At 73.4% G+C, this 24924-nt stretch carries 23 protein-coding genes; 10 read left to right on the top strand and 13 right to left on the bottom strand.

What is annotated here, in order from left to right; all coding sequences use genetic code 11:
• Positions 1-36: 36 nt before the first annotated feature.
• Positions 37-507 (top strand): hypothetical protein, encoded by a 471-nt coding sequence (locus ACIQLL_RS16595; RefSeq protein ID WP_402469545.1) that lies wholly within the window; start codon positions 37-39, stop codon positions 505-507.
• Between the two features lie 30 nt (positions 508-537).
• On the opposite strand, the gene ACIQLL_RS16590 is transcribed toward ACIQLL_RS16595, so the two are convergent.
• Complete coding sequence (locus tag ACIQLL_RS16590) at positions 538-1812, bottom strand: amidohydrolase (protein ID WP_402469542.1); 1275 nt, start codon at positions 1810-1812, stop codon at positions 538-540.
• Positions 1813-1868: 56 nt separating this feature from the next.
• On the opposite strand from ACIQLL_RS16590, the gene ACIQLL_RS16585 reads away from it, so the two are divergent.
• Complete coding sequence (locus ACIQLL_RS16585; protein ID WP_402469539.1) at positions 1869-2150, top strand: YrhK family protein; 282 nt, start codon at positions 1869-1871, stop codon at positions 2148-2150.
• 12 nt (positions 2151-2162) lie between these two features.
• On the opposite strand, the gene ACIQLL_RS16580 is transcribed toward ACIQLL_RS16585, so the two are convergent.
• The gene (locus tag ACIQLL_RS16580) at positions 2163-3011 is read right to left on the bottom strand and encodes a siderophore-interacting protein (RefSeq protein WP_402469536.1); all 849 of its coding nucleotides are present in this window, start codon (positions 3009-3011) and stop codon (positions 2163-2165) included.
• 73 nt (positions 3012-3084) lie between these two features.
• Here ACIQLL_RS16580 and ACIQLL_RS16575 point away from each other — a divergent pair, with 73 nt between their 5' ends.
• On the top strand, positions 3085-3579 hold the full coding sequence (locus tag ACIQLL_RS16575) for a hypothetical protein (RefSeq protein ID WP_402469534.1): 495 nt from the start codon (positions 3085-3087) through the stop codon (positions 3577-3579).
• Between the two features lie 120 nt (positions 3580-3699).
• On the opposite strand, the gene ACIQLL_RS16570 is transcribed toward ACIQLL_RS16575, so the two are convergent.
• Together ACIQLL_RS16570 and ACIQLL_RS16565 are read right to left on the bottom strand one after the other, a co-directional pair.
• Positions 3700-4137 (bottom strand): type II toxin-antitoxin system VapC family toxin, encoded by a 438-nt coding sequence (locus ACIQLL_RS16570; RefSeq protein WP_402469532.1) that lies wholly within the window; start codon positions 4135-4137, stop codon positions 3700-3702.
• The gene (locus ACIQLL_RS16565; RefSeq protein WP_402469530.1) at positions 4134-4418 is read right to left on the bottom strand and encodes a FitA-like ribbon-helix-helix domain-containing protein; all 285 of its coding nucleotides are present in this window, start codon (positions 4416-4418) and stop codon (positions 4134-4136) included. Before ACIQLL_RS16565 ends, ACIQLL_RS16570 begins: the two co-directional genes overlap by 4 nt.
• Before the next feature lie 300 nt (positions 4419-4718).
• Here ACIQLL_RS16565 and hrpA point away from each other — a divergent pair, with 300 nt between their 5' ends.
• Positions 4719-9227 (top strand): ATP-dependent RNA helicase HrpA, encoded by a 4509-nt coding sequence (gene hrpA, locus ACIQLL_RS16560; protein ID WP_449768911.1) that lies wholly within the window; start codon positions 4719-4721, stop codon positions 9225-9227.
• Between the two features lie 22 nt (positions 9228-9249).
• Here the strand turns inward: hrpA and ACIQLL_RS16555 are convergent, their stop codons facing one another.
• The gene (locus tag ACIQLL_RS16555) at positions 9250-9993 is read right to left on the bottom strand and encodes a hypothetical protein (protein ID WP_402469528.1); all 744 of its coding nucleotides are present in this window, start codon (positions 9991-9993) and stop codon (positions 9250-9252) included.
• 110 nt (positions 9994-10103) lie between these two features.
• On the opposite strand from ACIQLL_RS16555, the gene ACIQLL_RS16550 reads away from it, so the two are divergent.
• The 4 genes from ACIQLL_RS16550 (at position 10104) to ACIQLL_RS16535 (ending at position 12370) form a co-directional block, all read left to right on the top strand.
• Positions 10104-10487, top strand: coding sequence for a GntR family transcriptional regulator (locus ACIQLL_RS16550; protein ID WP_402469525.1), 384 nt, complete (start codon positions 10104-10106; stop codon positions 10485-10487).
• Entirely contained in the window at positions 10453-11202 is a 750-nt protein-coding gene (locus ACIQLL_RS16545; RefSeq protein ID WP_402469523.1) for an ABC transporter ATP-binding protein, read from the top strand. Before ACIQLL_RS16550 ends, ACIQLL_RS16545 begins: the two co-directional genes overlap by 35 nt.
• On the top strand, positions 11199-12020 hold the full coding sequence (locus ACIQLL_RS16540; RefSeq protein ID WP_402469520.1) for a hypothetical protein: 822 nt from the start codon (positions 11199-11201) through the stop codon (positions 12018-12020). The genes ACIQLL_RS16545 and ACIQLL_RS16540 overlap by 4 nt, the downstream gene beginning before the upstream one ends.
• Before the next feature lie 128 nt (positions 12021-12148).
• Positions 12149-12370 carry a PspC domain-containing protein gene (locus tag ACIQLL_RS16535; protein ID WP_402469518.1) on the top strand — a complete coding sequence of 74 codons (222 nt, stop codon included), beginning with the start codon at positions 12149-12151 and terminating at the stop codon, positions 12368-12370.
• A 175-nt stretch (positions 12371-12545) separates the two neighbouring features.
• Here ACIQLL_RS16535 and kduI read toward each other — a convergent pair whose 3' ends face one another.
• The 8 genes from kduI to ACIQLL_RS16495 all read right to left on the bottom strand — a co-directional run bounded on the left by kduI (position 12546) and on the right by ACIQLL_RS16495 (position 21510).
• Positions 12546-13364, bottom strand: coding sequence for a 5-dehydro-4-deoxy-D-glucuronate isomerase (gene kduI, locus ACIQLL_RS16530; protein WP_402469515.1), 819 nt, complete (start codon positions 13362-13364; stop codon positions 12546-12548).
• A gap of 50 nt (positions 13365-13414) precedes the next feature.
• Positions 13415-14179: a 2-dehydro-3-deoxy-D-gluconate 5-dehydrogenase KduD gene (kduD, locus tag ACIQLL_RS16525; RefSeq protein ID WP_402469513.1), complete on the bottom strand. Its 765-nt coding sequence runs from the start codon at positions 14177-14179 to the stop codon at positions 13415-13417.
• Complete coding sequence (locus ACIQLL_RS16520; protein WP_402469510.1) at positions 14176-15477, bottom strand: glycoside hydrolase family 88 protein; 1302 nt, start codon at positions 15475-15477, stop codon at positions 14176-14178. The genes kduD and ACIQLL_RS16520 overlap by 4 nt, the downstream gene beginning before the upstream one ends.
• Before the next feature lie 47 nt (positions 15478-15524).
• Positions 15525-16262 (bottom strand): DUF624 domain-containing protein, encoded by a 738-nt coding sequence (locus ACIQLL_RS16515; protein ID WP_402469508.1) that lies wholly within the window; start codon positions 16260-16262, stop codon positions 15525-15527.
• A complete protein-coding gene (locus tag ACIQLL_RS16510) occupies positions 16259-17152 on the bottom strand; it encodes a carbohydrate ABC transporter permease (protein WP_402469506.1) in 894 nt (297 codons plus the stop codon). The genes ACIQLL_RS16515 and ACIQLL_RS16510 overlap by 4 nt, the downstream gene beginning before the upstream one ends.
• Positions 17152-18114, bottom strand: coding sequence for a carbohydrate ABC transporter permease (locus tag ACIQLL_RS16505; protein WP_402469503.1), 963 nt, complete (start codon positions 18112-18114; stop codon positions 17152-17154). Before ACIQLL_RS16505 ends, ACIQLL_RS16510 begins: the two co-directional genes overlap by 1 nt.
• Positions 18115-18211: 97 nt before the next feature.
• Positions 18212-19534, bottom strand: a complete 1323-nt coding sequence (locus ACIQLL_RS16500; RefSeq protein WP_402469501.1) for an ABC transporter substrate-binding protein — start codon at positions 19532-19534, stop codon at positions 18212-18214.
• A gap of 62 nt (positions 19535-19596) precedes the next feature.
• On the bottom strand, positions 19597-21510 hold the full coding sequence (locus ACIQLL_RS16495) for a DUF2264 domain-containing protein (protein ID WP_402469499.1): 1914 nt from the start codon (positions 21508-21510) through the stop codon (positions 19597-19599).
• A 182-nt stretch (positions 21511-21692) separates the two neighbouring features.
• Here ACIQLL_RS16495 and ACIQLL_RS16490 point away from each other — a divergent pair, with 182 nt between their 5' ends.
• Together ACIQLL_RS16490 and ACIQLL_RS16485 are read left to right on the top strand one after the other, a co-directional pair.
• Positions 21693-23624, top strand: coding sequence for a heparinase II/III domain-containing protein (locus ACIQLL_RS16490; RefSeq protein WP_402469496.1), 1932 nt, complete (start codon positions 21693-21695; stop codon positions 23622-23624).
• Positions 23621-24748 (top strand): substrate-binding domain-containing protein, encoded by a 1128-nt coding sequence (locus ACIQLL_RS16485; protein ID WP_402469494.1) that lies wholly within the window; start codon positions 23621-23623, stop codon positions 24746-24748. Before ACIQLL_RS16490 ends, ACIQLL_RS16485 begins: the two co-directional genes overlap by 4 nt.
• The last annotated feature ends 176 nt before the right edge of the window (positions 24749-24924 follow it).

Below are 24924 nucleotides of genomic sequence, written 5' to 3'. Positions count from 1 at the left end.
ACACACAAAGCACGACGTCCCGGGCACAATCGACCCATGACGTCGACGACGACACCCTCCTCGACCGGGCGAGCACCCGGCCGCATCGCGGCGGCCGGCCTCCTGGCGGTCACCATGATGCTCGGCGCCTGCTCCGCACCCGACGACGTGGAACGGTTCATCGCCGACGCCCAGGTCCAGGCCGACAGCCTCGAGGCCGACATCCAGGAGCTCTCCGACCAGGCATCGGACCTCACCACCGGGATCGGGGAGGACGTCACGCACGCCGTCGACTCCGCACAGGCCGCCACCGACGAGGCGCGGACCGCCCTCGACAAGGCCGCCGAGTCCTCCGACGGGGCCGTCGTGGCGCTCGCGGACGCTCAGGTCGCGCTCGAGGCGGCGTCGGCCGAGCTGCACCACGTCATCGAGAACACCGAGGCGCCGCCCGAGGTCGTGAACGCTCTCACCGAGCTGCAGGAGCAGATCGACGCGCTGCGGGGCGAGACGGAGAACGCCGCCGAGTAGCCTCGCTCCCCGCCCGGGGTGCCGCCCGGGTCAGCCGAGCCACTCCGTCGCCGCGGCGACCAGGAGGTCGACGCCCAGGTCGAGCGTCGGTTCCGGCACCGGCGCGAAGGACGGCGAGTGGTTCGGTGCGACGCCGTCGGGCAGGCCGCCCAGGCCGGTCGTGCGCGCCGGGTCGAACGCCCCGAACAGCGCCGGGTCGCACCCGCCCAGGTTCCAGTAGACCAGCGGGGCGTCCGCCGCCGAGGCCAGGTCACCCACGTCCTCCGACCCCGGCATCGGAGCCAGGGCGACGACGGCGGGCCGGCCGCCGGCCGCCTCGATCGTGGCGCGGTGGTCGTCCAGGACGCGGGCGAGGACCGCGCGGGTGCGCTCGGACGCCTGCGGGTCGTTGACCGTGAGGTTGAACGTCGCGACCTGCTCGTACTCCGGCGGGTGCGGTGCGCCGGACGCCGCGGCCTCGGCGTCGACGATCCGGTGGACGGCGGCCAGCACCCGCTCGCGCACGCCCTCGTCGAACGTGCGCACGTTGACGCCCAGCTCGGCACGGTCCGGGATGATGTTCGCCTGCGTGCCCGCCCGGACCGATCCGACGGTCACCACGGCCTGCTCCCCGGCGCCGACCTCCCGCGCCACGATCCCCTGCAGGCGCTGGATCGTCGCGGCCGCCATGAGCACCGGGTCCACCGTCGCCTCCGGGCTGGAGCCGTGCCCGCCCGTGCCGTGCAGGGTGATCCGCAGGGAGTCCGCCGTCGCCATCGCCGTGCCGGGCGTGAGGTTGGCGACCCCCACGGGGAAGGGCATGACGTGCTGGCCGAGGACGACGTCGGGGGTGCCGATCCGGGCGTAGAGGCCGTCGGCCACCATCGCCCGGGCACCCGCCCCGACCTCCTCCGCCGGCTGGAAGAGGACCTGCAGGGTGCCGGACCACTCGGCGCGGCGGGCGGCCAGCTCGGCCGCGGCGCCCAGCAGGCAGGTGACGTGGACGTCGTGCCCGCACGCGTGCATGGTGCCGGTCTCGTGGCCGTCCGACGTCGTGGCGGTATCCGTCGAGGCGTAGGGCAGACCCGTGCGCTCGGCCACCGGCAGGCCGTCCATGTCCGCGCGGAGCAGCACGGTGGGGCCGTCGCCGTTGGCCAGGACGCCCACGACGCCGGTGGTGCCGATGCCCTCGTGCACCTCGAAGCCCGCCGTCCGGAGGCGCTGCGCCACCAGGCCCGCCGTGCGGTGCTCGGCGAAGGCGAGCTCCGGGTGGGCGTGCAGGTCGGTGTAGATCGCCGTCAGCTCGGCGGTGGAGAGGGTGCTCATGGGGTCATGATGCCCGGCGCGTGCACCTCGGCGCGGTGACGGGAAGAGTAGGGGGCATGACCGAGGACGACCGCACCCTGCACCTGCGCATCGGCCACGACGAGATCGTCGTCCGGCACCGCTACGAGACCCTGAGCATCGCCAACGACATCTGCATCGGCCTGTGGTTCGTCATCGGTTCGGTGCTGTTCTTCTCCGACGCCACGGCCACGGCGGGCACCTGGCTCTTCCTGGTCGGCAGCGTCCAGATGCTGGTGCGCCCGGGGATCCGGCTGGCGCGCCGGGTCCATCTGCAGCGGATCGGGTCGGCCGGCGCGGAGACCGCTCGCGACTTCTGAGCACGGGTCGGCTCAGTCCGGGTCGGCCGGGTCCAACGGCGCGTCGGGGTCGAGGTTCACCGTGCCCCGGCGCCAGTACCCCGCCACGGTCGCGCGGTCCCGCCCGAGTCCCAGGTCCTGGCGCAGGCAGCGGCGCACGGCCGCCAGCTCGCCGGCCTCGCCGAGCGCCACGACGTACTCGTCGTCGTCCAGGGCACCGAGCGACCGCACCGACTCGACCATCTGCCCGGGGCCGTCGGTCCGGTAGAGGATCTCCACGTCCGCACGGCCCAGCTCCGCCTCGACGAACGACTCGTCGACGTCGTCGCCGATCTCCACGATCGCCGTCACCGGCACGTCCGCCCCGACGGCGTCGACCCAGCGCGCGGCGGCGGGCAGACCGGTCTCGTCGACCACGAGCGTCAGCCGCCCGATCCCGGTGGGCACACCGAGGCTGCTCGCCGGTCCGGCGAGCACGATCTCGTCGCCCACGGCGGCGCGCGCCGCCCACGCGGACGCCGGCCCGCCGCCGTCGTGCCGCACCCAGTCGACGTCGACCTCGGCGGCGCCGTCGACCGTCCGGGTGGCACGCACGGTCATCTCGCGCGAGACGGAGACCCCGCCGGTGGCACGCTGGAGCCCGCCGTCGGGGGCGAGCGTCGGGGCGTGCAGCGCACCGGTGGCGGGGTCCGGCAGGAAGACCTTCACGTGATCCTCCGGGCCCGGGGCGCGCAGCGCGGCGAGCGACGACGGCGCGGCCGGGTCGGCGCCGTCGGCGTCCCGCAGCGTGGTGCGGACCATCGTGCCGGTGAGCGCACGGACCGCGTGCACGCGGGCGCGGCGGGGAACGGGCTGGGACGAGGTGCGGGGCCGGTCGAACACCTGACGATCACATCATGGATGGACCGGGGACCGGGATCTGGTGCCGGGCGCCCCGATCCGGGACACTGGGGAAATGACCGATCCGTACCAGCCCTACTCGACCCCGGGGTCCTCGGGCGCCGGTGAACCCGGCCACGGCGGCGGACAGCCGCACACCGACCCGCACCAGCCGCCTCCCGGCTACGGCCAGCCCGGTTACCCGCCCGCGGGGTACGGCCAGCAGCCGGGTTACGGCCAGCCCGCGGGGTACGGCCAGCAGCCGGGTTACGGCCAGCAGCCCGGCTACGGCCAGCCGACGTATCCGGGCTACGCCCCGGACCCGCCCGGCAAGACGCTGGGCATCATCGGCTTCGTGCTGGCCTTCGTCTTCTCCCCGGCCGGGATCGTCCTGAGCGCGATGGCGCTGTCCGAGTCCAAGAAGGTCGGCTACGACAACGTCCTCGGCAAGTGGGGATTCTGGCTGTCGATCGCCTTCACCGCGCTGGGCGTCCTAGCGGTCATCGGCTACGTCGTGTTCGTGGTCGCCGTCTTCGGCACGATGAGCGCGGCGTTCACCTCCACCGTCTGACCGGCGTCGGCCTCGGGTGCGTCCGGAGCGGGACGCACCCGGGGCCTTCGCGAACGGCGTCCGGAGCCAAGCCTTCGCTGCCGGCTCCGCGCGGGCGACGAACGCCTGACGGTCGCCGCACTATGCGCCCCGCGGCGACCCTGCCCAGGGATCGATGGCCTCGGCGCCTGCAGCGGCCAGGTGCCGCACGTTCCGGGTCGCCACCACCGCACCGTGCACCCGTGCGACCGCGGCGATCATGAGGTCCAGATCGCCCACGACCCGGCCCTCCCGCTCGCTGCGGGCTCGCACGACGGCATACTCGGCTGCCGCAGCGCCGTCGAACGGCAGAACACGATCTGCGAACCGGTCTTCGAGAACCGCGATCACCCCGGCGGACAGGCCGTCACGTCGACGTCCCGGCGGAAGCAGCGCCACCCCCGACAACATCTCCGCGACCACGATCGACGTGGTCCACAGGCCCTCCCCGTGGTCCCGGAGCCAGTCCAGCACGACGGGCTCGGGCCGTGGTCGCAGGACCTCCGAGACGACGTTCGTGTCGACGAGATACCGCGTCACCGGTCGAGGCTCGGCACGCCTCGGGACGGCGAGCTCCGACGTGCCGGAACCCAGTCGTCGTCCCAGTCGGACCAGGCGGCGGCGACGGCGGACCGCGCACGATCGATCCAGTCCTGGGCCTTCGGCTCTGCCCAGCTCAGATCGACCGGTGCGCCGGCAACCCCGGCGGCGAGGATCGCACGGGCCTCGGCCTCCATCGAGCGGTGGTGGTCGCGCGCCTGCTCCTTGAGCTTGGCGTGGAGCTCGTCCTCGAGCCCGCGCACCGTGATCGTGTGCCCCATCCCGACCTCCTCCGTAGGTTGACAGCACAATGCTAGCACTGCACTATCGGCTTGCACACCTTGCGAGAATGGATCCCCGTGAGTGCCGAGCAGTCATCCGCCCCGCAGCCCGCCGACGACGGCGGGTCGCGCGCTGACGGCGGGTCGCGGGGCGGCGAGGCTCGGGTCCGTACGCAGGAACCACCGCAGGAGACCGGGCGCCGCGACGGCGAACGCCGCGGCCCACGGGGCACGGGTCGGAACCGGGGGCGGAACCGCGGCCGACGTGGTGCACCGCGCGACGGCCGCGGCCCCGCGCGGGTGAGCCGCGAGCAGCTGGAACGCGCCGCCGCCGCGCGGGCCGCCGTCGTCGTCCCCGAGATCACCTACCCCGAGCAGCTGCCCGTCTCGGCCCGTCGCGACGACATCGCCGCCGCGATCCGCGAGAACCAGGTCGTGGTGGTCGCGGGCGAGACCGGCTCCGGCAAGACCACGCAGCTGCCGAAGATCCTGCTGGACCTCGGGCGCGGGCGGACCGGTCAGATCGGGCACACCCAGCCCCGGCGGATCGCCGCGCGCTCGGTGGCCGACCGCGTCGCCGACGAGCTGGGGACCGAGCTGGGTGGTGTCGTCGGCTACCAGGTCCGGTTCACCGACACCTCCAGCGCGGACACGCTGGTCAAGGTGATGACGGACGGCATCCTGCTCGCCCAGATCCAACGCGACCCGGAGCTGCTCGCCTACGACACGATCGTCATCGACGAGGCGCACGAGCGGTCCCTCAACATCGACTTCCTGCTCGGGTACCTCTCCCGGCTGCTGCCCCGCCGCCCGGACCTCAAGCTGATCATCACCTCCGCCACGATCGACTCCGACCGGTTCGCGGCGCACTTCTCCCCGGCGCACCTGGCCGAGATCGGTGGCGCGCCGCCCGCCGTCGTCGAGGCGCTGCCCGACGCCGCCCCCGTCGTCGAGGTCACCGGGCGCACCTACCCCGTCGAGATCCGCTACCGGCCGCTCACCCCGGACGCCGACCGGCCGGGGAGGAAGAAGGGCGAGGAGAAGGACCTCGTCACGGGCATCGTCGAGGCCTGCGACGAGCTGATGCGCGAGGGCTCCGGAGACATCCTCGTGTTCCTGTCCGGCGAGCGAGAGATCCACGACGCCGCCGACGCGCTCGAGGGTCACCTGAAGGAACGTGTCCGCGACCCGAAGCACCCCCAGCACGTGGAGATCCTGCCGCTGTACTCCCGGCTGTCCTCGGCCGAGCAGCACCGCGTCTTCCAGTCGCACCCGGGCCGGCGCATCGTGCTGTCCACGAACGTGGCCGAGACGTCGCTGACCGTGCCCGGCATCCACTACGTCGTCGACCCGGGCACCGCCCGCATCTCGCGGTACTCCAAGGCCACCAAGGTCCAGCGGCTGCCCATCGAGCCGATCAGCCAGGCGTCGGCCAACCAGCGGTCCGGGCGGTCCGGGCGCGTGGCCGACGGCATCGCGATCCGGCTGTACTCGGCCGAGGACTTCGAGGGCCGTCCCGAGTTCACCGAGCCGGAGATCCTGCGCACCTCGCTCGCCTCGGTGCTGCTGCAGATGATCTCCGTGGGGGTGGTCGGCTCCCCCGACGACGTCGCGCGCTTCCCGTTCGTCGAGCCCCCGGACACCCGCGCCGTGCGCGACGGCGTCAACCTGCTCTCCGAGCTCGGCGCGCTCGAGCTCTCGGGGCGCGGCGGCTCCGGCCGGACGCGGCTCACCGACGTCGGCCGCACGCTGGCTCGACTGCCCATGGACCCACGGCTGGCGCGCATGGTCATCGAGGGCTCCCGCCTCGGCGTCGCCCGCGAGGTCGCGATCATCGCCGCCGCCCTGTCCATCCAGGACCCCCGCGAACGCCCCACCGAGTCCCGCGAGCAGGCCGACCAGGCGCACGCCCGGTTCACCGATCCCACGTCGGACTTCCTGAGCTATCTGAACCTGTGGGAGTACCTGCGCGAGCATCAGCACCAGATGGGCTCCTCGGCGTTCCGCCGCCTCTGCAAGAACGAGTACGTCAACTTCCTGCGGGTGCGCGAGTGGCAGGACGTCGTCGCCCAGCTGCGGCAGATGGCCAAACAGCTCGACATCGACATGTCGTTCCGGCCCTCCACCACGGGCCCCACGACCGACGGGGACGGCGACGGCGAGGCGAGCTGGAAGCGGTCCTGGGACGGCGACACCGTCCACCGCGCCCTGCTGGCCGGGATGCTCTCCCAGATCGGCATGCAGGACACCGGCGAGGTCAAGGCGTCCGCGGTGGCTCATCTGCGCGGCGAGGCCCGTGCGCGGGCGCTGCGGCAGGCCGCCAAGCGGGCACGGAACGAGTACCTCGGGGCGCGGGGCGCCCGCTTCGCGATCTTCCCCGGCTCCCCGCTGAGCAAGAAGCCGCCGGCCTGGATCATGGCCGGCGAGCTCGTCGAGACCTCCCGGCTGTGGGCGCGCGACGTCGCGAGGATCCAGCCCGAGTGGGCCGAGGAGCTCGCCGGGGATCTCGCGAAGCGCACCTACTCGGACCCGCACTGGTCCACCAGGCAGGGCGCCGCAATGGCCACCGAGAAGGTGCTGCTGTACGGAGTGCCGATCGTCGCGGACCGCCCCGTGCTGTTCGGGAAGATCGACCCCGAGGGTGCGCGGGACCTGTTCATCCGGCACGCCCTCGTCGAGGGGCAGTGGACCACCCACCATCAGTTCTTCGCGGAGAACCGGCGGCTGCTCGCCGAGGCCGAGGAGCTCGAGGCGCGGTCCCGGCAGCGCGGGCTCGTGGCGAGCGAGGACGACCTGTTCGCCTTCTACGACGAACGAGTCCCGGCGTCGGTGGTCAGCGCCCGGCACTTCGACTCCTGGTGGAAGAAGGCCCGCCGCGACGACCCCGACCTGCTGACGTTCACGCTCGACCAGCTCGTCGACGCGGACGCCGTGGACACCTCCGAGTTCCCCGAGACGTGGACGCAGGGCGAGGTCACCCTGCCGCTGACGTACCAGTTCCAGCCCGGTTCCGACGCCGACGGCGTCACCGTCCACATCCCCCTGTCGATCCTCAACCGGGTCAGCCCCGACGGGTTCGACTGGATGGTGCCCGGCCTGCTCGACGAGCTGTGCGTCGCCACGATCCGGTCGCTGCCCAAGGCGGTCCGCCGCGAGCTCGTGCCGGCGCCCGACGTCGGCTCGGCAGTGGCCGCGTGGCTGCGGGCGAACGCACCCGCGTGGGAGGACATCACCCGGGCCGGTGACATGGCCACCCCGTTCCACGTCGAGTTCACGCGCGCCGTGCGCGAGGTGCGCGACGTCGTCATCGACGACGACGTGTGGGACGCCGAGCGCATCGAGCGGCTGCCGGCCCACCTGCGCGTGACGTTCCGGGTCGAGGGTCCGCCGAACCCCGCCGAGGACGGCGGCGGATCGCGTCGCGGCGGCGGTTCGCGGCGCAGCGGCGGCCCGGCCGGCGGGGGCCGACGGCGGAAGGCCGGTGGCACGGTCGGGCGCGGACCCCGGACGGCTCAGCCGACCGGCCCCGTGGTGCTCGACGAGTCGAAGGACCTGCTCTCGCTGCAGAAGACGCTGGCTCCCCAGGCCGAGGCCGCGGTGCGGGCGGCCGTCAAGGGGGCGGTCGGCGTGGCGTTGGAGGAGGCCGCTCGCGCGGCGTCCGGAGCGGATTCGGTGTCGGGGGCGTCGGTCTCGCAGGGGGAGGCGCCGCCTCGCTCACGGGCCCCGGGGGGCCCTCCGCTACGGCTTGACGGCGGCGCCTCCCCCTCCGAGTCCGACGGCGCTCCGGTGACCCCCGCTACGGGGTCACCGGGCGATGAGGGTGCTCGCGGTGGTGCTGTCGTGCAGGAGGCCGAAGGGCTGACGACGTGGCCGGAGGGCCTCGCGGGCGGGGTGCTGCCCGACGTGGTGTCGACCGATCTCGGCGGGGGCGTCGTCGTGCAGGGGTATCCCGCGCTCGTCGAGGAACGCGGTGCGACGGGCTCCGGCTCGTCCGGCACGTCGCCGTCGGTGGCGTTGCGCATCCTGGCCGACGCGTCCGGGCGGGACGCCGCGCACGCGGCCGGGGTCCGGCGCCTCCTGCTCTCCGAGACGGCGTTGGCGACCGCGCGGATCACGTCGCGGTGGTCGGCGAAGCAGTCGCTGACGCTGGCGGCCGCGCCGTACCGGAACACCGATGCGCTGGTGGCGGACCTGCAGCTCGCCGCCGTGATCGCGCTGACCAGCCCGGACGCCGACAAGGCACCGGGGACGCCGACCGGGGGTCCCGTCGCCGTACAGATCCGTGGTGCCGAGGTGTACAAGGATGCTGTCACGTTCGTGCGCCGGCACCTGGAGGACGAGGTGCACCGCGTGGTCGGGCATGTCGTCGCCGCGCTCACCGCGTGGCGCACGGTCGAGGGCGAGGTGCGCGCGTCGTCGTCGCTGGCCCTGCTCAACACCCTCCAGGACGTGCGCGACCACGTGGCCGGGCTCGTGCACGACGGCTTCGTCTCCGCGACCCCACCCCGACGGCTCGCCCACCTGGTGCGCTACCTGCGGGCGGCGTCGTACCGGCTGGACAAGGCGCAGTCGAACCCCGCCCGCGACGGCGAGCTCGCCTGGCGTGTCCAGGACGTCACCGCGGCCTACGACACCGCGCGAGCGGCGTACGCAGCGGGGGCGGCCGACCCGGCGCGGGCTGCCGAGCTGACCGAGGTGCGCTGGCTCCTCGAGGAGCTGCGGGTCTCGCTGTTCGCGCAGCAGCTCGGCACGGACGGCGCCGTCAGCGAGAAGCGGATCCGCAAGATCCTCACCCCCGGCGGCTGGTGAGCCCGGCGCCGGCCGTCCTCGTTCACGGGGAGACCGGCATGCCCACCTCGCGCGGGGGCGCCACGGCTGCGTCCAGCACGACACGTTCTCCGAGCGGTTCGTCCAGCTCGACCGTGAACGGCGTGGCGGGGTTCGACGGGCAGGTCTGGTCACCGCCCTCCGGGTCGACGACGATCGCCAGGTGGACCGCCGTCGTCGACTCGCGCTGCTCGGCCACCCGCACCCGACCCTGCGCGTCCAAACCCGAGTGGCACGCCGTCTCGGTCACGAGCAGAGCGATCTCGCGGGAGTCCGGGTCCGGCGGACGGTCCGGATCCAGGGTTACGGTCGCAACTTCGCCGCCGACGTCGCGGTGCAACGCGCAGGAGCCGTACGAGCTCAGCACCCATGTCGGTGACGGCTCCAGGTTGACGGCCTCGGTCCATTCCACGGTCAGCATCTCGTGGGTGCGCACGTCCCCCGCTCCACGGTCGTCGACGGTGTCGAGCTCACGAACGAGCGCGAGCCACTCCGGGGTCTCGGTGACGACCAGCCAGTCGGCGGGGTCCACGGCGGGTACCTCCTGGCCCTGCAGGGCCAGGCGTCCGTCCTCCCCGAGCTCCCGCGCGGAACGTCCCGCGTCCAGCGCCTCGGCGGGGACCGGCTCGCCCCAGCAGGTGTAGACGACGGCGTCGCTCCCACCACCGGACACCGGCGCGCCGGTCCCGGCGCACCCGCCCGCGAGCGCCGCCGTCGCGCACCCGAGCGCCGCCACAATGCGTCTCATGACCGGATCATGGCGCACCCCGGGCCTGTCGTCCACGGAGGCGCCGCCTTGACCCGGGCGGGCGCCTGTGTCACTGTACTAAGCACTTCATACAAGAGAGGTGCGGCCGCGTGGAGTTCGACACCAGCACACCGATCTGGGGACAGCTCGTCGCCGAGTTCTCCCGACGGATCGTCACCGGCACGTGGCCGGCCGGCGGCCGGATCCCGGGCGTCCGCGACCTCGCCGGTGACCTCGGGGTGAACCCCAACACCGTCCAGCGGGCGCTCTCCGAGCTGGAGCGCCGGGACGTGTGCCGGTCGGAACGCACCGCAGGTCGGTTCGTCACATCGGACACCGCCCGGGTCGACGCGCTGCGCGCCGAGCTCGCCCAGGAGGTCGCGGACGACTTCGTGCGACGCGCACACGGACTCGGCATGACACCCGCCCAGGCACAGCGACTGATCGAGGAGCGATGGAATGACCACCACACCAGCCCTGCAGCCGGGGAGTGAGCGCGCCGTGCCCGAACCCACCGCCCTGATCAGCGTGCGGGGCCTCACCGTGCGTTACGGCGCCCGGACCGCCCTCGACGCGCTCGACCTCGACCTGCACGCCGGGCAGATCGTCGGCCTGCTCGGCGAGAACGGTTGCGGCAAGTCGACACTGCTCAAGACCCTCGCCGGCGTGTACGCCGACCACCGCGGCGACGTCCGGATCGCCGGGCACCCCCTCGGCCCGCGGACCAAGGCGGTCGTGTCCTACCTGCCCGACCGCAGCGCCCTGCCCGAACGGGCTCGCGTCCGCTACTGCCTCGACCTGTTCGCGGACTTCTACCCCGACTTCGACCGAGCCCGCGCCCAGACGCTCCTCGCCCGCTTCCGCCTCGACCCCGCGCTGCGCCTCAAGGAGATGTCCAAGGGGATGCGGGAGAAGGCGCACATCGCGCTCGCCATGTCCCGCCGCGCCCGCGTGTACCTGCTCGACGAACCGATCTCCGGCGTCGATCCCGCCGCCCGGGAAGGAATCCTCGGCGGCATCCTGGACACGCTCGACCCCGACTCCCTGCTGGTCGTCGCCACCCATCTGGTGCACGACCTGGAGACGTCCCTCGACTCCGTGGTGATGATGCGGCACGGTCGTGTGCTGCTCGCCGGGGACGTCGACGACCTGCGCGCCGAGCACGGCGGCAGCCTCGAGCAGATCTTCCGGAAGGTGTACGGCTCATGATCACCCTGCTCAAGCACGAGCTCGTCCAGACCCGCGCGATGCTCGGGCTCGTAGCCGGCGCGTCCGCACTGCTCACCCTCACCGGGGCGGCGCTCGCCGCGACGGGCTGGCCGGTCCTGGCGCCGCTCGGCACCGTCGTCGCCCTGATGTCGACCGTCGGGCTCGTCCCGGTGACGCAGGTCCTGCTCGCCGTGCACTACTGGCAGTCCAGCTACGGCCGGGTCGGCTACCTCACGCAGACCCTGCCCCTGCGCGGGACCACGATCTTCTGGGCCAAGATGCTCTGGGCCTGGGCGGTCTCGATCGTCATGACCGGCATCGCTGTCGCCGTCGCGCTCCCCGTCGGCGAGCTGGTCGCACGAGCCACCGGACGATCCCTGCGGGTGCTGGAGACTCTGCGCGAAGGGTGGGCCACCCTCGCCGACATCGGTCCCGCCTGGGTCGCACCAGCAGCGATCGCCGTCGTCGTGGGTCTGATCCTCACCTGGCCCACCCAGTACTTCTTCGCCGCGTCCGTCGGCAGCCAGGCCCCCCTCAACAGGCTCGGGGCCGGTGGGCCGATCATCGTCTGGGTCGCCGTCTACGTGGCGGTCCAGGTGATCACCCTCGCGTCCTTCGCCGCCGTGCCCGTCGCCGTCGGGCTCGACGGCGGCCAGCTCGCGCTCGTGCCCTTCGACCTGCTCTCCGAGATGACCGCGGGCGGCACGGGGCCATCCGACGTCATGCCCGTCGGCTTCCTGCCCGGCCTGCTGCTCACGACGCTGGTCTGTCTCGGCTGGACGGTGCACTCCTGGAAGCGGCGGGTGTCGCTCGTGTAGGCCGTCGGACCGCCGCCCTCCCGGCGGCGGTCCGACCGGGCACCACGGCGACCTGCACCGGACGGGTCAGGGTCGAACCGGGGTATCGCCCGATACCGAGCAGCCGCCGTCGTGCCTAGTGTCGGAACATGAGCACTCCTCAGACCGCCCAGCCCCGCAAGCTCTACCGGCCGAGTCGCGGTCGGATCCTCGGCGGCGTGTGCGCCGGTATCGCCGACTACTTCGGGTGGGACCGGACCCTGGTCCGCGTCCTGGCCGTCGCATCGGTCCTGATCCCGGGGCCGCAGTTCCTCGCCTACGTCATCTTCTGGATCCTCATGCCCGACGAGCGCAAGGCGTTCGCGGCCTGAGCACCACCTCGCGAGGGGCGTACCTACTCCGCCGGCAGGTGCCCTACCTCGCGAGGCGGTGCCCTACCTCGCGAGGCGGTGGCCTACCCCGGGAAGGGGTGGCCTACCCCGCCGGCAGGTGGCCTATCCCGGGAAGGGGTGGCCTACCTCGCGAGGGGGTGCGGCGCGCGCGACCTCAGCGGATCTCGGTGGGCGGCACCGCGTCCATGTCGGTGAAGTCCTGGTTCTCCCCCGCCATCGCCCAGACGAACGAGTAGTTGGCGGTCCCCACCCCCGAGTGCACCGACCACGACGGCGAGATGATCGCCTGGCGGTCGGCCACGGTGAGGTGCCGGGTCTCGGTGGGCTCACCGCACAGGTGCAGCACCCGCGCGTCCTCCGGCAGGTCGAAGTACAGGTAGCACTCGGTGCGCCGGTCGTGGGTGTGCGCCGGCATCGTGTTCCACATGGAACCCTCGTGGAGCCGGGTCACGCCCATCACCACCTGGCAGGACTGCACCCCCTTGGCGTGCACGACCTGCTCCAGCGAGCGCCGGTTCGAGGTGACCTGGTCGCCGAGCTCGAGGGTGTTCCCCTCGCCGGGCAGCGTCAGCACCGTGGGATAGCTCGTGTGCGCGGGGGCCGAGAACAGGTAGAACGCGGCGCCCTCGCCCGCGAAGGTCACGTCCTGGGTGCCGCTGCCGAGGTACAGCAGGGCACCGTTCGGCAGCTCGTAGGACTCGCCGTCGGCGGTCACCGTCCCCGTGGCGCCCACGTTGACGATCCCGGCCTCGCGCCGCTGCAGGAAGTACTCGGCGCGCAGCTCGGCCGGGTTCGGCAGCGCGACCGGCTCGGCGCCGGGCAGCGCCCCGCCGAGCACGATGCGGTCGTGGTGGGTGTAGACCGTGCGGACCTCGCCGGGGACGAACAGGTCCTCGACGAGGAACCGGTCGCGCAGGTCCTGCGTGGTCATCCCCGGGATCTGCTCGGGGTTGGTCGCGTAGCGCTGTTCCATGATGCTCCTCCGTGTGGTGCGGTCGTTCGGTCGGTGATGCCGTGCGCGGCTCAGCGCACCAGCCAGCCGCCGTCCACGGGGACGACGGCCCCGTGGACGTAGGCCGAGGCCGGCGAGGCCAGGTAGACGACGATCCCCGCGAGGTCGTCGGGCGTCCCCCAGCGGCCGGCGGGGATGCGTGCCGAGATCGACTGCTCGCGCTCGGCGTCGGCGCGGATCGGCGCGGTGTTGTCCGTGGCCATGTAGCCGGGGGCCACGGCGTTGACGTTGACGCCCCGCCCGGCCCACTCGTTCGCGAGCGCCTTGGTCAGCCCGACGACGGCGTGCTTGGACGCCGCGTAGCCGGGCACGAGGATGCCGCCCTGGAAGGACAGCATCGAGGCGACGTTGATGATCGAGCCCGAGCCCCGCTCGAGCATGCCCCGGCCGACGGCGCGGGACAGGTGGAACACGGCGTCGAGGTTGACCGCCAGGACGGTGTCCCAGTCCTCGGCGGGGTGCTCGGCGGCCGGCGCGCGACGGATCGTGCCCGCGTTGTTGACCAGCACGTCCACCGCCCCCAGCGCGTCCTCGACCTCCGCGACGGCGGAGTCGAGGTCCGCCGGGGTCGCGGCGGCCAGGTCGCGCTGCACGCTGTGCACCCTGCGCCCCAGGGCCTCGACGCGGGCGATCGTCTCGGTGGGCACGCTGCGGTCCAGCAGGGCGACGTCCGCCCCGGCCTCGGCGAGCGCCACGGCGGCGCCCTGCCCGAGGCCGCGGCTGGTGCCGGTGACCAGGGCGACCTTCCCGTCGAGCCGGAACGTCTCGAGAATCATGCGTTGCCTCCGTCGGTGTCGGGCAGGACGGCGTCGGTCACGGTGTCCCGGGTCGGGACGGCGGGTGCGGCGGGCCACCAGGGCGAGACCCAGCCGGGCAGCGTGAGGCGGGTCAGCGCCTCCAGGTAGTAGTAGTCGCCCCACAGGCAGCCCTCGTCGACGCCCTTGCCCTTGGGGGCGTCGTAGACGGCGTGCAGCAGCAGCGCGTCGGCGCGCTGGTGCCGCGCCGGGGTGTACCCCGTCACCAGCGCGGCGAGCATCCGCCGTGCCGCGGCGTCGTACGCGGCGGCCCGGTCGGCGTCGGGCAGGACGGACGCGAGCTCCAGCAGCCCGCAGACCGCGATGGCCGCGGCCGAGGAGTCGCGGGGTGCCTGCGAGCCGTCGGTGTAGACCAGGTCCCAGAAGGGCACGCCGTCCGCCGGCAGGTGGGCGAGGAAGTAGTCGGCGCACCGCTGCGAGGCGCGCAGCGACTCCGGGTCGCCGGAGGTGCGGTGGTGCAGCGCGAACCCGAAGATCCCCCACGCCTGACCGCGCGCCCAGCAGGAGTCGTCACCGGCGCCCTGCTCGGTCGCGCCTCGCAGCGGCTCCCCCGAGACCGGGTCCCAGTAGAACGTGTGGAACGTCGAGTCGTCGTCGCGCAGCAGGTGCGTGCGCACCTGCACCACGTGCCGGGCCACGACGTCGGCGTACCGCTCGTCACCGGTGACCTCCGTGGCCCAGGTCAGCAGCGGCATGTTCATGAGGCTGTCCACGATGGTCCGGCCGCGCTGTGCCGGGTCGGACAGGTCGCCCCACGCCTGCACGATGCCGGCCGACGGCAGGAACCGCGTCATGAGGTGGTCGGCGGCGGCCAGCGCCGCGTCCCGCGCGGCCTCGTCGCCGGCGAGTCGCCAGGCGTCGACGCAGGACAGCGTGTAGAGGAACCCCAGGTCGTGGGTGTCGAGGTCCTCGCCGGCGTGCACCCGGCGGGCGAAGTCGGCGGCGTGCGCCATCGCGGCGCCACGCAGCTCGGTGTCACCGGTGAGCTCGACGGCCCGCCACTGCATGCCGGGCCAGAAGCTGGTGGTCCAGTCGCGGTTGGCCCCCTCGGCGAACTCCGCGGTGGCCGGTCGCAGCGGGTAGACGTTCTCCCGCGTGGTCGAGTCGGGGTACCGCGCCCCGAACGCGGCGGCGTTGCGCCGCACGGTGGCCACGGCGGCCTCGACCGCCGCCCGGAGGGGGGTGCGGTCGGGGTACTGGCCGGCGCCGGGATCCGGCTCGGACGTCGGCGCGGTGGCGCGCACGTCGGTGGAGGACATCGGTCGGTCTCGCTTTCCGGCGCGCCGCGGCGCGCCGTCGGGGTGGTTCAGGAGGCAGCGGCCGCGGCGTGCGCGGGCGGGGCGGCGTCGTCGGGCACGACGGAGCGCAGGGCGGCGCGGTAGCCGCCCCAGACGACGAAGAGCAGCGGCGCCGTGAGGAACCCGACCGCGAGAGCCGGCTTGGCCGTCGTGACGGCGGCCAGCAGGCCCAGGACGACGACGGCGCCGACGCTGGCGTACCAGCGGCGCACCGCCAGGTAGAGGCTGGTGCGCAGCAGGTCGCGCAGCCGGGCGTCCGGCAGGACGGGCACGGCCGCGAGCGCCATGAGCGCGGTGAGGACGGTCAGGACCAGCAACGTGACGAACACGGGGATCGCCGCGGCGCCGACGCGCGCGCCCCACACGGCCGCGACGTCGACGGCGAGCACCACGACGACGGCGCTCGCCAGCGCACCGATCGCCAGGGACCGCCGCAGGTGACGGCGGTACGCGCGCCAGAAGGTGCGCACCGCCGTCGTGGACCCGTCGGCCGAGAGCGCGGTGAAGACCGCGAACGCACCGACCAGCGCCGGCGCCGTGAGCGGGGCGACCAGCGCGAGCGCCGGCCAGGACGCCGTGGGGTCGGTGGTCATCAGCAGCACGAGGACGGGCAGGCAGGCCACGGCGAGCAACGCGTTGGTGGCCAGCCCGACGTACACGGTCCCGAAGACCGTCTCGTACATCTCCTGGCTGACGAGCCGACGCCGCTGCGGCGTCCCGGTGCTCGTGCGGTGCGCCCGGCTCATCCCTTCACCCCCGCGGTGGCGATGCCCTGCACGAAGAACCTCTGGCCGAACAGGAAGATCACGGCGATCGGCAGCACGGAGATCACGGAGCCCGCCATGATGAGGGCGTGCTCGGCGTTGTACTGGCCGACGAACGTCTGCAGACCGAGCTGCAGCGTCCACAGGTCCGGGCTGCGCAGGTAGATGAGCGGCCCGAGGTAGTCGTTCCACGTGTTGACGAAGGTCAACAGCGTCAGGCTCGCGATCGCGGGCGTGGACAGCGGCAGGATGATGCGCCGCCAGATGCCGTACTCGCTCATGCCGTCGATCCGGGCGGCCTCGCTGAGCGACTCGGGGATCGACTCGTAGTACTGCTTCATGAGGAACACGCCGAAGGCGCTGAAGGTCTGCAGCGCCAGGATCGACCACAGGGTGTTGGACAGCCCCACGTTCGACAGCATGACGAACTGCGGGATCATGTACGCCTGCCACGGCACCGCGATGGTCGCCACGTAGAGCAGGAACAGGGCGTCGCGGCCCGGGAACCGCATCTTGGAGAACCCGTAGGCGGCGAAGCTGCCGGTCAGCACCTGCAGGAACGTCACGCCCACCGACAGGATCAGGGTGTTCTTGATCCACGTCGTCATGTCGGACTTCGCCCAGATGTCGACGTAGTTCTGCCACACGAACGGGTCGGGGATCCACTGCAGCGGCACGGTGAAGACCTGGTTGTTCTCCTTCAGCGAGGAGATGACCATCCACACGAACGGCAGCAGGATGCCCGCGGCGGCCACGATCAGCGCCGCGTAGCCGACCATCCGCGAGGCCAGGCTCCGCCGACGGGCCCGTACCTGCGCGGGGCGCAGGGTCGTGGCCGCGGGGTCGACGGCGGACGGGGAGACGGTAGCCATCAGGCGTCCCTCCTTCGGTTCCACAGGAACTGGAAGATCGTGACGGCGATGCAGATGAAGAACAGCGTCACGGCGACGGCGGAGGCGTACCCGAACTGGTTCTCCTCGAAGCCCTTGGCGTAGATGAACTGGCTCAGGACCAGCGTCGACTGCCCGGGCCCGCCGTCGGTCATCACGAGGATGAGGTCGAAGACCTTGAGGCTGTTGATCGTCAGGATCACGGTGACGAAGAACATGGTGGGGCGCAGGCACGGCAGCGTGACGTTCCAGAACCGGGACCACGCTCCGGCGCCGTCGACGCGGGCCGCCTCGTAGAGCTCCGGCGGCACGGTCTGCAGCCCCGCGAGGAGCAGCAGCATGTAGTAGCCCATCTCGCGCCACACGCCGACGATGATCACGGCGGGCATGGAGGAGTCGGCCGACGTCGTCCACCCGGGCGGGTCGTCCACGCCGAGGAAGGTCAGGAACTGGTTGATCGGCCCGTACTCGGGGCTGAACAGCATGTTCCACACCACGGCGATCGCGACGATCGAGGTGATGTACGGGAAGAAGGCCACCGTGCGGAAGAACGCGACGCCGCGCAGCTTGCGGTTGAGCAGGAGCGCGAGGCACATCGCGGCCACCAGCGTGGCAGGGATGTGGACACCCGAGTAGTAGAGGGTGTTCAGCAGCGCGGTGCGGTAGCTGGGGTCACCGACCAGCCGCGTGAAGTTGTCCAGGCCGATGAACTCGGCACCGCCGAACACGTTCCACTCCGTCAGCGAGAAGTAGAACAGCGCGATGACGGGAACGAGGGTCAGCAGGGCGAAGCCGACGAAGTTCGGCAGGATGAAGCTCCACCCGATGAGGGTGTTGCGCAGCTTGAGCCGGCTGCCCGGCCGCCGCCGGCGGGGGCCGGGCGGCGCGCCCGGGAGGGGGCCCGGGGGACCGCTGCGGCGGTCGTCGACGGTCGTCGTCGCCATGGGTGACTCCTGTGTCTCGGCGGGGTGGCCCCGGGGATGTCGCGGCGGGCGCGACACCCCCGGGACGACGGGGTCCGGTTCAGCCTGCGCCTGCGGTTCAGCCGACCTCGGAGGCGGCGCGGGACTCCGCGCCGGCGATGGCGTCGGCCACCGACGACGACTCGGACATGATCTCCGAGTGGGTGTCGCCCAGGATGTTCTGCAGGGCGGCGGTGTTCGCGTCGACCGGGTTCTCCGGACGGGTGTCGTGCGTCGCGAAGGCGAACTTCGACAGGTCGTCGCCGGGGACGCCGTCGATGCCGAAGTACGTGTCGACGACGCCGTCGCTCAGCAGCGCCGGGGTGATGCCGATGGCGGCGAGCGCGTCGGCACCGCCCTCGCCGGCCGCGAACGCGAGGAAGTCCTTCGCGGCGGCGACCTTCTCCTCGTCGATGGCCGGGTTGATGCCCAGGCCGGTCGGGTCACCGAAGGTCACCGGCGTGGCGTCCATGCCGGTCGTGGAGGAGTCGACCTGCGGGATCGGGGCCATGCCCCAGTTGAACTCGTCGGCGTCGCCGGACTCCTGCTGCGCGAGCAGGGTGGCCACGTACCAGGAGCCCATCGGCATCATGGCGGCCTGCTGGGTGCCGAACTGCGCCTGGTAGGTGAGCTGGTTGGTGGTGACGGTGCCGAAGTCCTCCTGGGCACCGGCGTCCTGCAGCTCGATCGCCTGGTCGTAGAACGGCTCGAGGTAGCCGAAGTCGCCGCTGGTCAGGTCGGCCCCCTCGGTCTGGGCCAGGGCGAAGCCCTGCACCACGGACTGCCAGGAGTGCTGGTAGGTGCCGAGCGCCTTGCTGCCGGAGTCCTTCAGGCCGCTGGTGAGGTCCTTGGCGGCGGTGGCGTAGTCGTCCCACGTCCACGAGCCGTCCGGCGCGTCGACGCCCGCCTCGTCGAACAGGTCCTGGTTGTAGTAGAGGAACCAGGAGTCCTGGCGGTAGGGGACCGCGTAGCTGGTGCCCTCGACCTCGTAGAAGTCGGCGCCGCCCGTGGCCGGGTCGAGCCCGGAGGTGACGTCGGAGACGTCCAGGAGCTGTCCGCCGTCGTAGTAGGTCCAGAAGTTCTTGAGGTTCTTCAGCACGTAGATGTCGGGCGCGGACCCGGCGGCGAGGTCGGCCGTCATCTGGGTGTCGTACTCGGTGGCGTCGTACTCGGCGAGCTCGACGGTGACGTCGGGGTTCTCCTCGTGGTACGCGTCCGCGAGCGTCTGGAACTCCGGTGTGGTGGACAGGCTCCACCCGGCCAGGGTCAGGGTCACGGGACCCTCGGCCGCCGCGGCGTCGTCGCTGCCGCCCGACTCGCCGGTGTCGCCGCCGCTGCAGGCGGTGAGGGCCAGGACGACCGCGACGGCTGCACCGGCCGCGGTGGGGATCGTGCGCTTCATCGGTGTTCTCTCCTTCGAGTGGACGGACCGTCGTCGGGCCGTCGTGACAGGGGTCGTACGGTTCAGACCAGCCGCGTCGTCGTGGTGACGCCGTCGGGCCAGCGGACGACGGCGTCGGCACCGTCGAGCGTGCAGGTGGCGGGTTCGTCCGCCACGGGATCGGGGCCGCGCCGCAGGGTCAGCAGCACGGCGGCCCAGCGGCCCGGCGCCGGCTGGGTGTCGAGGAACGGCACCCGGGCGCCCTCACCGAGCGGGTCGGCGCCGTCGCGGGACTCCGTGCCCGCGGCCCAGCTCCCGACGAGCGGGTCGAGGCGCGAGTCCAGGCCGTCGCCGTCCACCGTGGGCCAGCCGGTGACGCGCAGCGCGGTCGGCGCGGCGCGGTCGGGCAGCTCCTCGACGCGGACGCACCGCACCTCCCAGGGACCGCGCACGAGCGAGACGGTGGTCAGGGTGCCGGCGGGCGTGGTCGCACCGCGGCGTCCGGACCCGTGGTCGCGCTGACCGGGCTCGACCTCCAGCCACCGGGCGTGGGCGCGGGACGCCGCGACGCCCACGGCGGTGGTGCCCTCGCCCTCGATCCGCGGACCCTGGAGCACCTCGAACCCTGCGCGGTGCGAGGCCCGCCCGGTGGTGTCGAGCAGCGCGACCGACTGGTCGGCGGGCGAGGCCCAGCTCTCCTCGTCGAGCCACGGGCTGGTGGCGGTGGAGTATCCCAGGCGCGCGTAGAGCGGCGAGTCGCCGACGTCGTCCCCGGGCAGGGCGTGGTCGGTGCCGTGGTTGACCACCCGCACGACGCCGTCGGCCCGGGTCCCGCTGACGATCCAGCCGGGCGCGGCGACGGCGCGCAGCACGTCGGCCTCCTGGACGGGCAGCGGCTCGGCCGGTGCGGTCCAGGCGGGGTGGTCGGCGGGCAGCGCGAGCCCGAGCATCCCCTTGCTCGCCCAGTAGGGCGAGCCGGGCCCGGAATACGCCTGCGCGATCCGCGGCCAGGCGTGGTGCCAGCCGAGCGTGAGCAGACCGTCGTCGTCGGGGGCGCCGTGCGTGGCGAAGTGGCCGACGACGGCGGAGGCGGCGTGGCGCAGCCGGCCCGGCGTGTGCGAGGGGACCTCGGCCATGGCCCCGACCCAGAAGGGTGCGGCGGCGGCGAACCGGTAGGCGAGGGAGCGGCCCTGGATCAGCGGGGAGCCGTCGCCGCCGATCAGCGCGAGCGCGTCGCCGAGGAACCGGTCGAGCTGCGCGACGTCGTGCTCGCGACGGGGCGCGGCGAGGTCCTCGGCCCCGGCCATGCGGGCCCAGAGCGTCGGGTACAGGTGGAGCGCCCACCCGTTGTAGTGGTCGAACGAGCGCTCGGGGCCGTCGGCGAGCCAGCCGTCGGCGCGCACGAACGTGTCGTGTGTGGCGAGGTCGGCGCGCATCTCGGTGAGCGAGCAGGGCCCGCCGACGGAGCGGAGGAACGTCTGCACGACGAGGCGGAACCAGACCCAGTTGATGCGGGGGTAGGTGTCGTCGCCGACGGCCTCGGCGAGGTAGTCCACGACCTGCTCCTGGACCCGCGCGTCGAGCCGGTCCCAGATCCAGGGGCGGGTCATGTCGAGCATCAGCGCGATCGAGGCGGCCTCGACCTTGGCCTGGGCGTGCTCGGACAGGCGCCGCCACCTCTCGGGTGACGCGGGGTCGGTGCCGGCGGCGATCCCGGCGGCGAACCGGTCGGCGTACCCGTGCGGGTCCGCGCCGCGCTCCCCCGCGAGCCGGAACCCCGCCAGGAGGAAGGTGCGGGCGAAGCCTTCGAGGCCGTCGATCGCCCGGCCGTAGCCGCCCTCGGCGCCGGGGAGCGTCACGAGCGATCCGGCGGGCGAGGTGTACGGGGCGACGGCGGCGAGCATCCGGTCGGCGTGGGCCGCCCACCGGTCCCGGTCCCAGGCGTCGGCCGCAGGGGCCGTGCCGGGGTCACCGGGGAGCGTCGCTGACTCGAACATGCCGTCCTTCTTCAGTCGGATGGATCGCCGCCGTGGCGATCAGGTTCGATCCTCCGTGACCGAACATGTTCGAAGTAAAGTGCTCATCTTCTCGCCATGTCAACCGCGTTGCTGTACTGTGATGATCGTTTCCGATCGTTTCGCTGCTGAAATGAGTCATACACCGATCTCGATGAGGAGAGATGGGGACCGACCGCTTCACCGGGCCGCTCGCCGCGGCCTTCGCCCCGACCCTGCGCGGCACACCCCTGGGCACCCTGCTGCGCGATCCCGTCGACGCCCTGCCGCTGGCCCCCGCCACCGAGCGGTCCGTCTGGGACCCGCGCTCCGGCGTCGTGCACCGCCCCACCGCCGACGACGTCGCGACGCGCGCCGACCGCGACCTCGCCGCACCCTGGCCCCAGCCGCTGGCCAGCACCGCCGCGCGCGTCCACCGCGACGGCGACCGCGACACCCACGAACAGCTCGTGTTCACCCGGCAGCACCGGCTGTCGCGCGCCGTCCTGCTCGCCGCCACCACCCTCGAGGACCGCTGGGTCGACGAGGCCGCCGACGGGATCTGGCAGCTCTGCGAGCAGTCCTCCTGGTGCTGGCCCGCCCACGACGACACCCGCACCCGGCACGGCGCCGTGCTGCCGACCGTGACCGACCCCTACCTCGACCTCGGCGCCGGCGAGGCCGCCGGTCAGCTCGCCTGGGCCGACCACGTGCTGGGCGACCTGCTGGACGCCCGCTACCCGGGTCTGCGCGCCCGGGTGCGCCACGAGGCCCGCACCCGCGTCGTCGAGCCGTTCCTGCGCCGCCGCGACTGGCACTGGCTCGGCCTGGACACCCCCGTGCACAACTGGAACCCGTGGATCCACGGGAACGTGCTGGTCACCGCGCTGCGGCTCCTCGACGCCGGGCCCGAGCGGACCCGGGTGGTGGACCTGTGCCTGGAGGGCATCGACCGGTACGTGGCCGCGCTGCCCGCCGACGGCGCGATCGACGAGGGCTACGGCTACTGGTGGAACGGCGCCTGCCGCACCCTGGAGGCCCTCGACGTCCTGCGGCACGCCACCGGCGGCGCCCTCGACGCGCTGGACCCCGCCGTCGTGCCGCCCGCCCTGCGGGAGACCGTCGCCTTCCCCCACCGCATGCACCTCGGCGGCGACTGGTACCTGTCCGTCGCCGACGCCCAGGCCCGCCCCACCGACGTCCACCCGTGGCACGCCCTGCACCGGGCGGCCCGCGCCGTCGGCGACGGCGACGCCGCGGCGTACGCCGCCTCCCGGGTCCCCGCCGGCGCACCGCTGGCCGGGGAGCACGCCGGGCTGGCCCGCCTCCTGCGGGGGATCACCGACACCGCCTGGCACGCCGCCGTCGACGCCGGCGCCACCGCGCCGCTGCCCGCGAGCGTGTGGTGGCCCTCCACCCAGGTGCTGATCGCCCGGGAGCACGGCGGGACGCCCGCCGGCCTCACGCTGGCCGCCAAGGGCGGCCACAACGGCGAGGCGCACAACCACGCCGACGTCGGTTCCGTCGTCGTCGCGTCCGACGGCGTCCCCGTCGTCGTGGACGCCGGGCGCCCCACCTACACGGCGAAGACGTTCGGCCCCGACCGCTACGACATCTGGACCATGCAGTCCTCCTGGCACGGCGTGCCCGAGATCGCGGGCACCGCCCAGGGCATCGGCGCCGCGTTCGCGGCCCGGGACGTCGCGGTGGTCGACGACGGCGCCGGGCTGAGGCTCGACCTCGCCGGCGCCTACCCCGTGGCGGGGCTGCGGTCCTGGCGGCGCAGCGCCCGCCTCGAGAGGTCCGACGCCGCACGCGTCGTCGTCGACGACGCCTGGGACCTCGATGCCGGGGCGGGGCCGACCAGCGTGCGGTTCCTGCTCGCCGGGGACGTCACCCTGGGGCCGGGGCACGCCGTCGTCCGTCCGCTCGACGACGCCGCCCCGGTCGAGCTGCGCTGGCCCGACGACGTCCCGGCCACCGCCACCGAGCGGCCTCTCGACGACCCGATGCTCTCCGACGTCTGGGGCGACCGCCTCACCCGCCTCGACCTGGACGTCACCGGCCGCGACGCGCTGCGCGTGGTCGCCACCCCCCTGATCCAGGAGGTCCGATGACCACCGAGCCGGCGCGCTCCCCCCTGCCTGCCGAGCGCCGGTCCCACCTGCTGGCCGCGCTCGAGCGCGACGGCGTCGTGCGGGTCGCCGACCTCACGACCGAGCTGGGCGTGACCCCGGTGACGGTGCGGCGCGACATCGCGCGGCTCGAGCGGGAGGGCCGGCTCGAGCGCGTGCACGGCGGCGCCGTCGCGGCCGGACCGTCCCGCGGCGTCGGCGCACCCGACCCCGACGCGGGAGACGACGACGGGACCGCGCTGCCGCCGTCGAGCGCCGCCATCGGTGTGCTGGTGCCGTCCCTGGACTACTACTGGCCCGGCGTGGTGCGCGGCATGGAGGCCGAGGCGCGCCGGCACGGCCTGCGGATCGTGCTGCGCGGGTCCTCCTACGACATCGCCGACGAGCGCCCGGCCCTGCGCCGCCTCGTGGAGGTCGACGGCGTGCGGGGGCTGATCTGCGCGCCCCGGATGGACGGGCCGACGGCGGGCGACGTCGTCACCTGGCTCGCGACCTCCGGGGTGCCGCACGTGCTGGTCGAGCGGGAGGCGACCCGGGGACCGCACCGGGCGGCGCTCGAGGCCGTGGTCTCGGACCACGCGCTCGGCGCGCTCATGGCCGTCCACCACCTCGCCGACCTCGGCCACCGCCGGGTCGGGCTCGTGCTCTCCCGGGAGTCGCCCACCTCGCGCAAGATCGCCGCCGGCTGGCGCGCGGCCTGCCACGAGCTGGGCCTGACGAGCGCCGAGCACTTCGAGCGCCTCGCGCCGGACCGCAGCCGGCCGGAGTTCTCCGGCGTGGTCGACGAGGTCGTCGACACCGCGCTCGGCTCCGGCACCACGGCGCTGCTGGTGCACTCCGACCCGGAGGCGTCCGCCGTCGCGCAGCGCGCCATGGACCGGGGGCTCTCCGTGCCGGGCGACCTGTCGATCGTGGCCTACGACGACGAGGTGGCGAGCCTGTTCAGCCCCGCCATGACCGCCGTGCGCCCCCCGCGGGACGCCGTCGGGCACGCCGCCGTGGACCTGCTGCTCAAGCGGCTCGGCGACCCGTCGCGCCCCGTGCACCGCGAGGCGATCAGCCCCCGGCTCATGGTCCGCGAGTCCACGGGGGCCGTGCGCCGGTAGCGCCCGCCGCCCGCTGCGCCGCCACCCCTCGACGTTGTGGGTATGAAATTGACGGCCCTCCAGTGGTGGAAGGCCGTCAATTTCATACCCACAACGTCGAGGGGTGGGACGTCAGGAGGTCAGCCGGCGCTCACCTGCCACGGACCCCACGACGAGGTGCCCGGCTCCTGGTTCCG

The sequence above is a fragment of the Isoptericola aurantiacus genome (genome assembly GCF_044769875.1).
Taxonomy (GTDB): Bacteria; Actinomycetota; Actinomycetes; order Actinomycetales; family Cellulomonadaceae; genus Isoptericola; species Isoptericola aurantiacus.
Note: the sequence above shows the minus strand (reverse complement) of the source record. Positions and strands in the feature narration are given on the sequence as shown.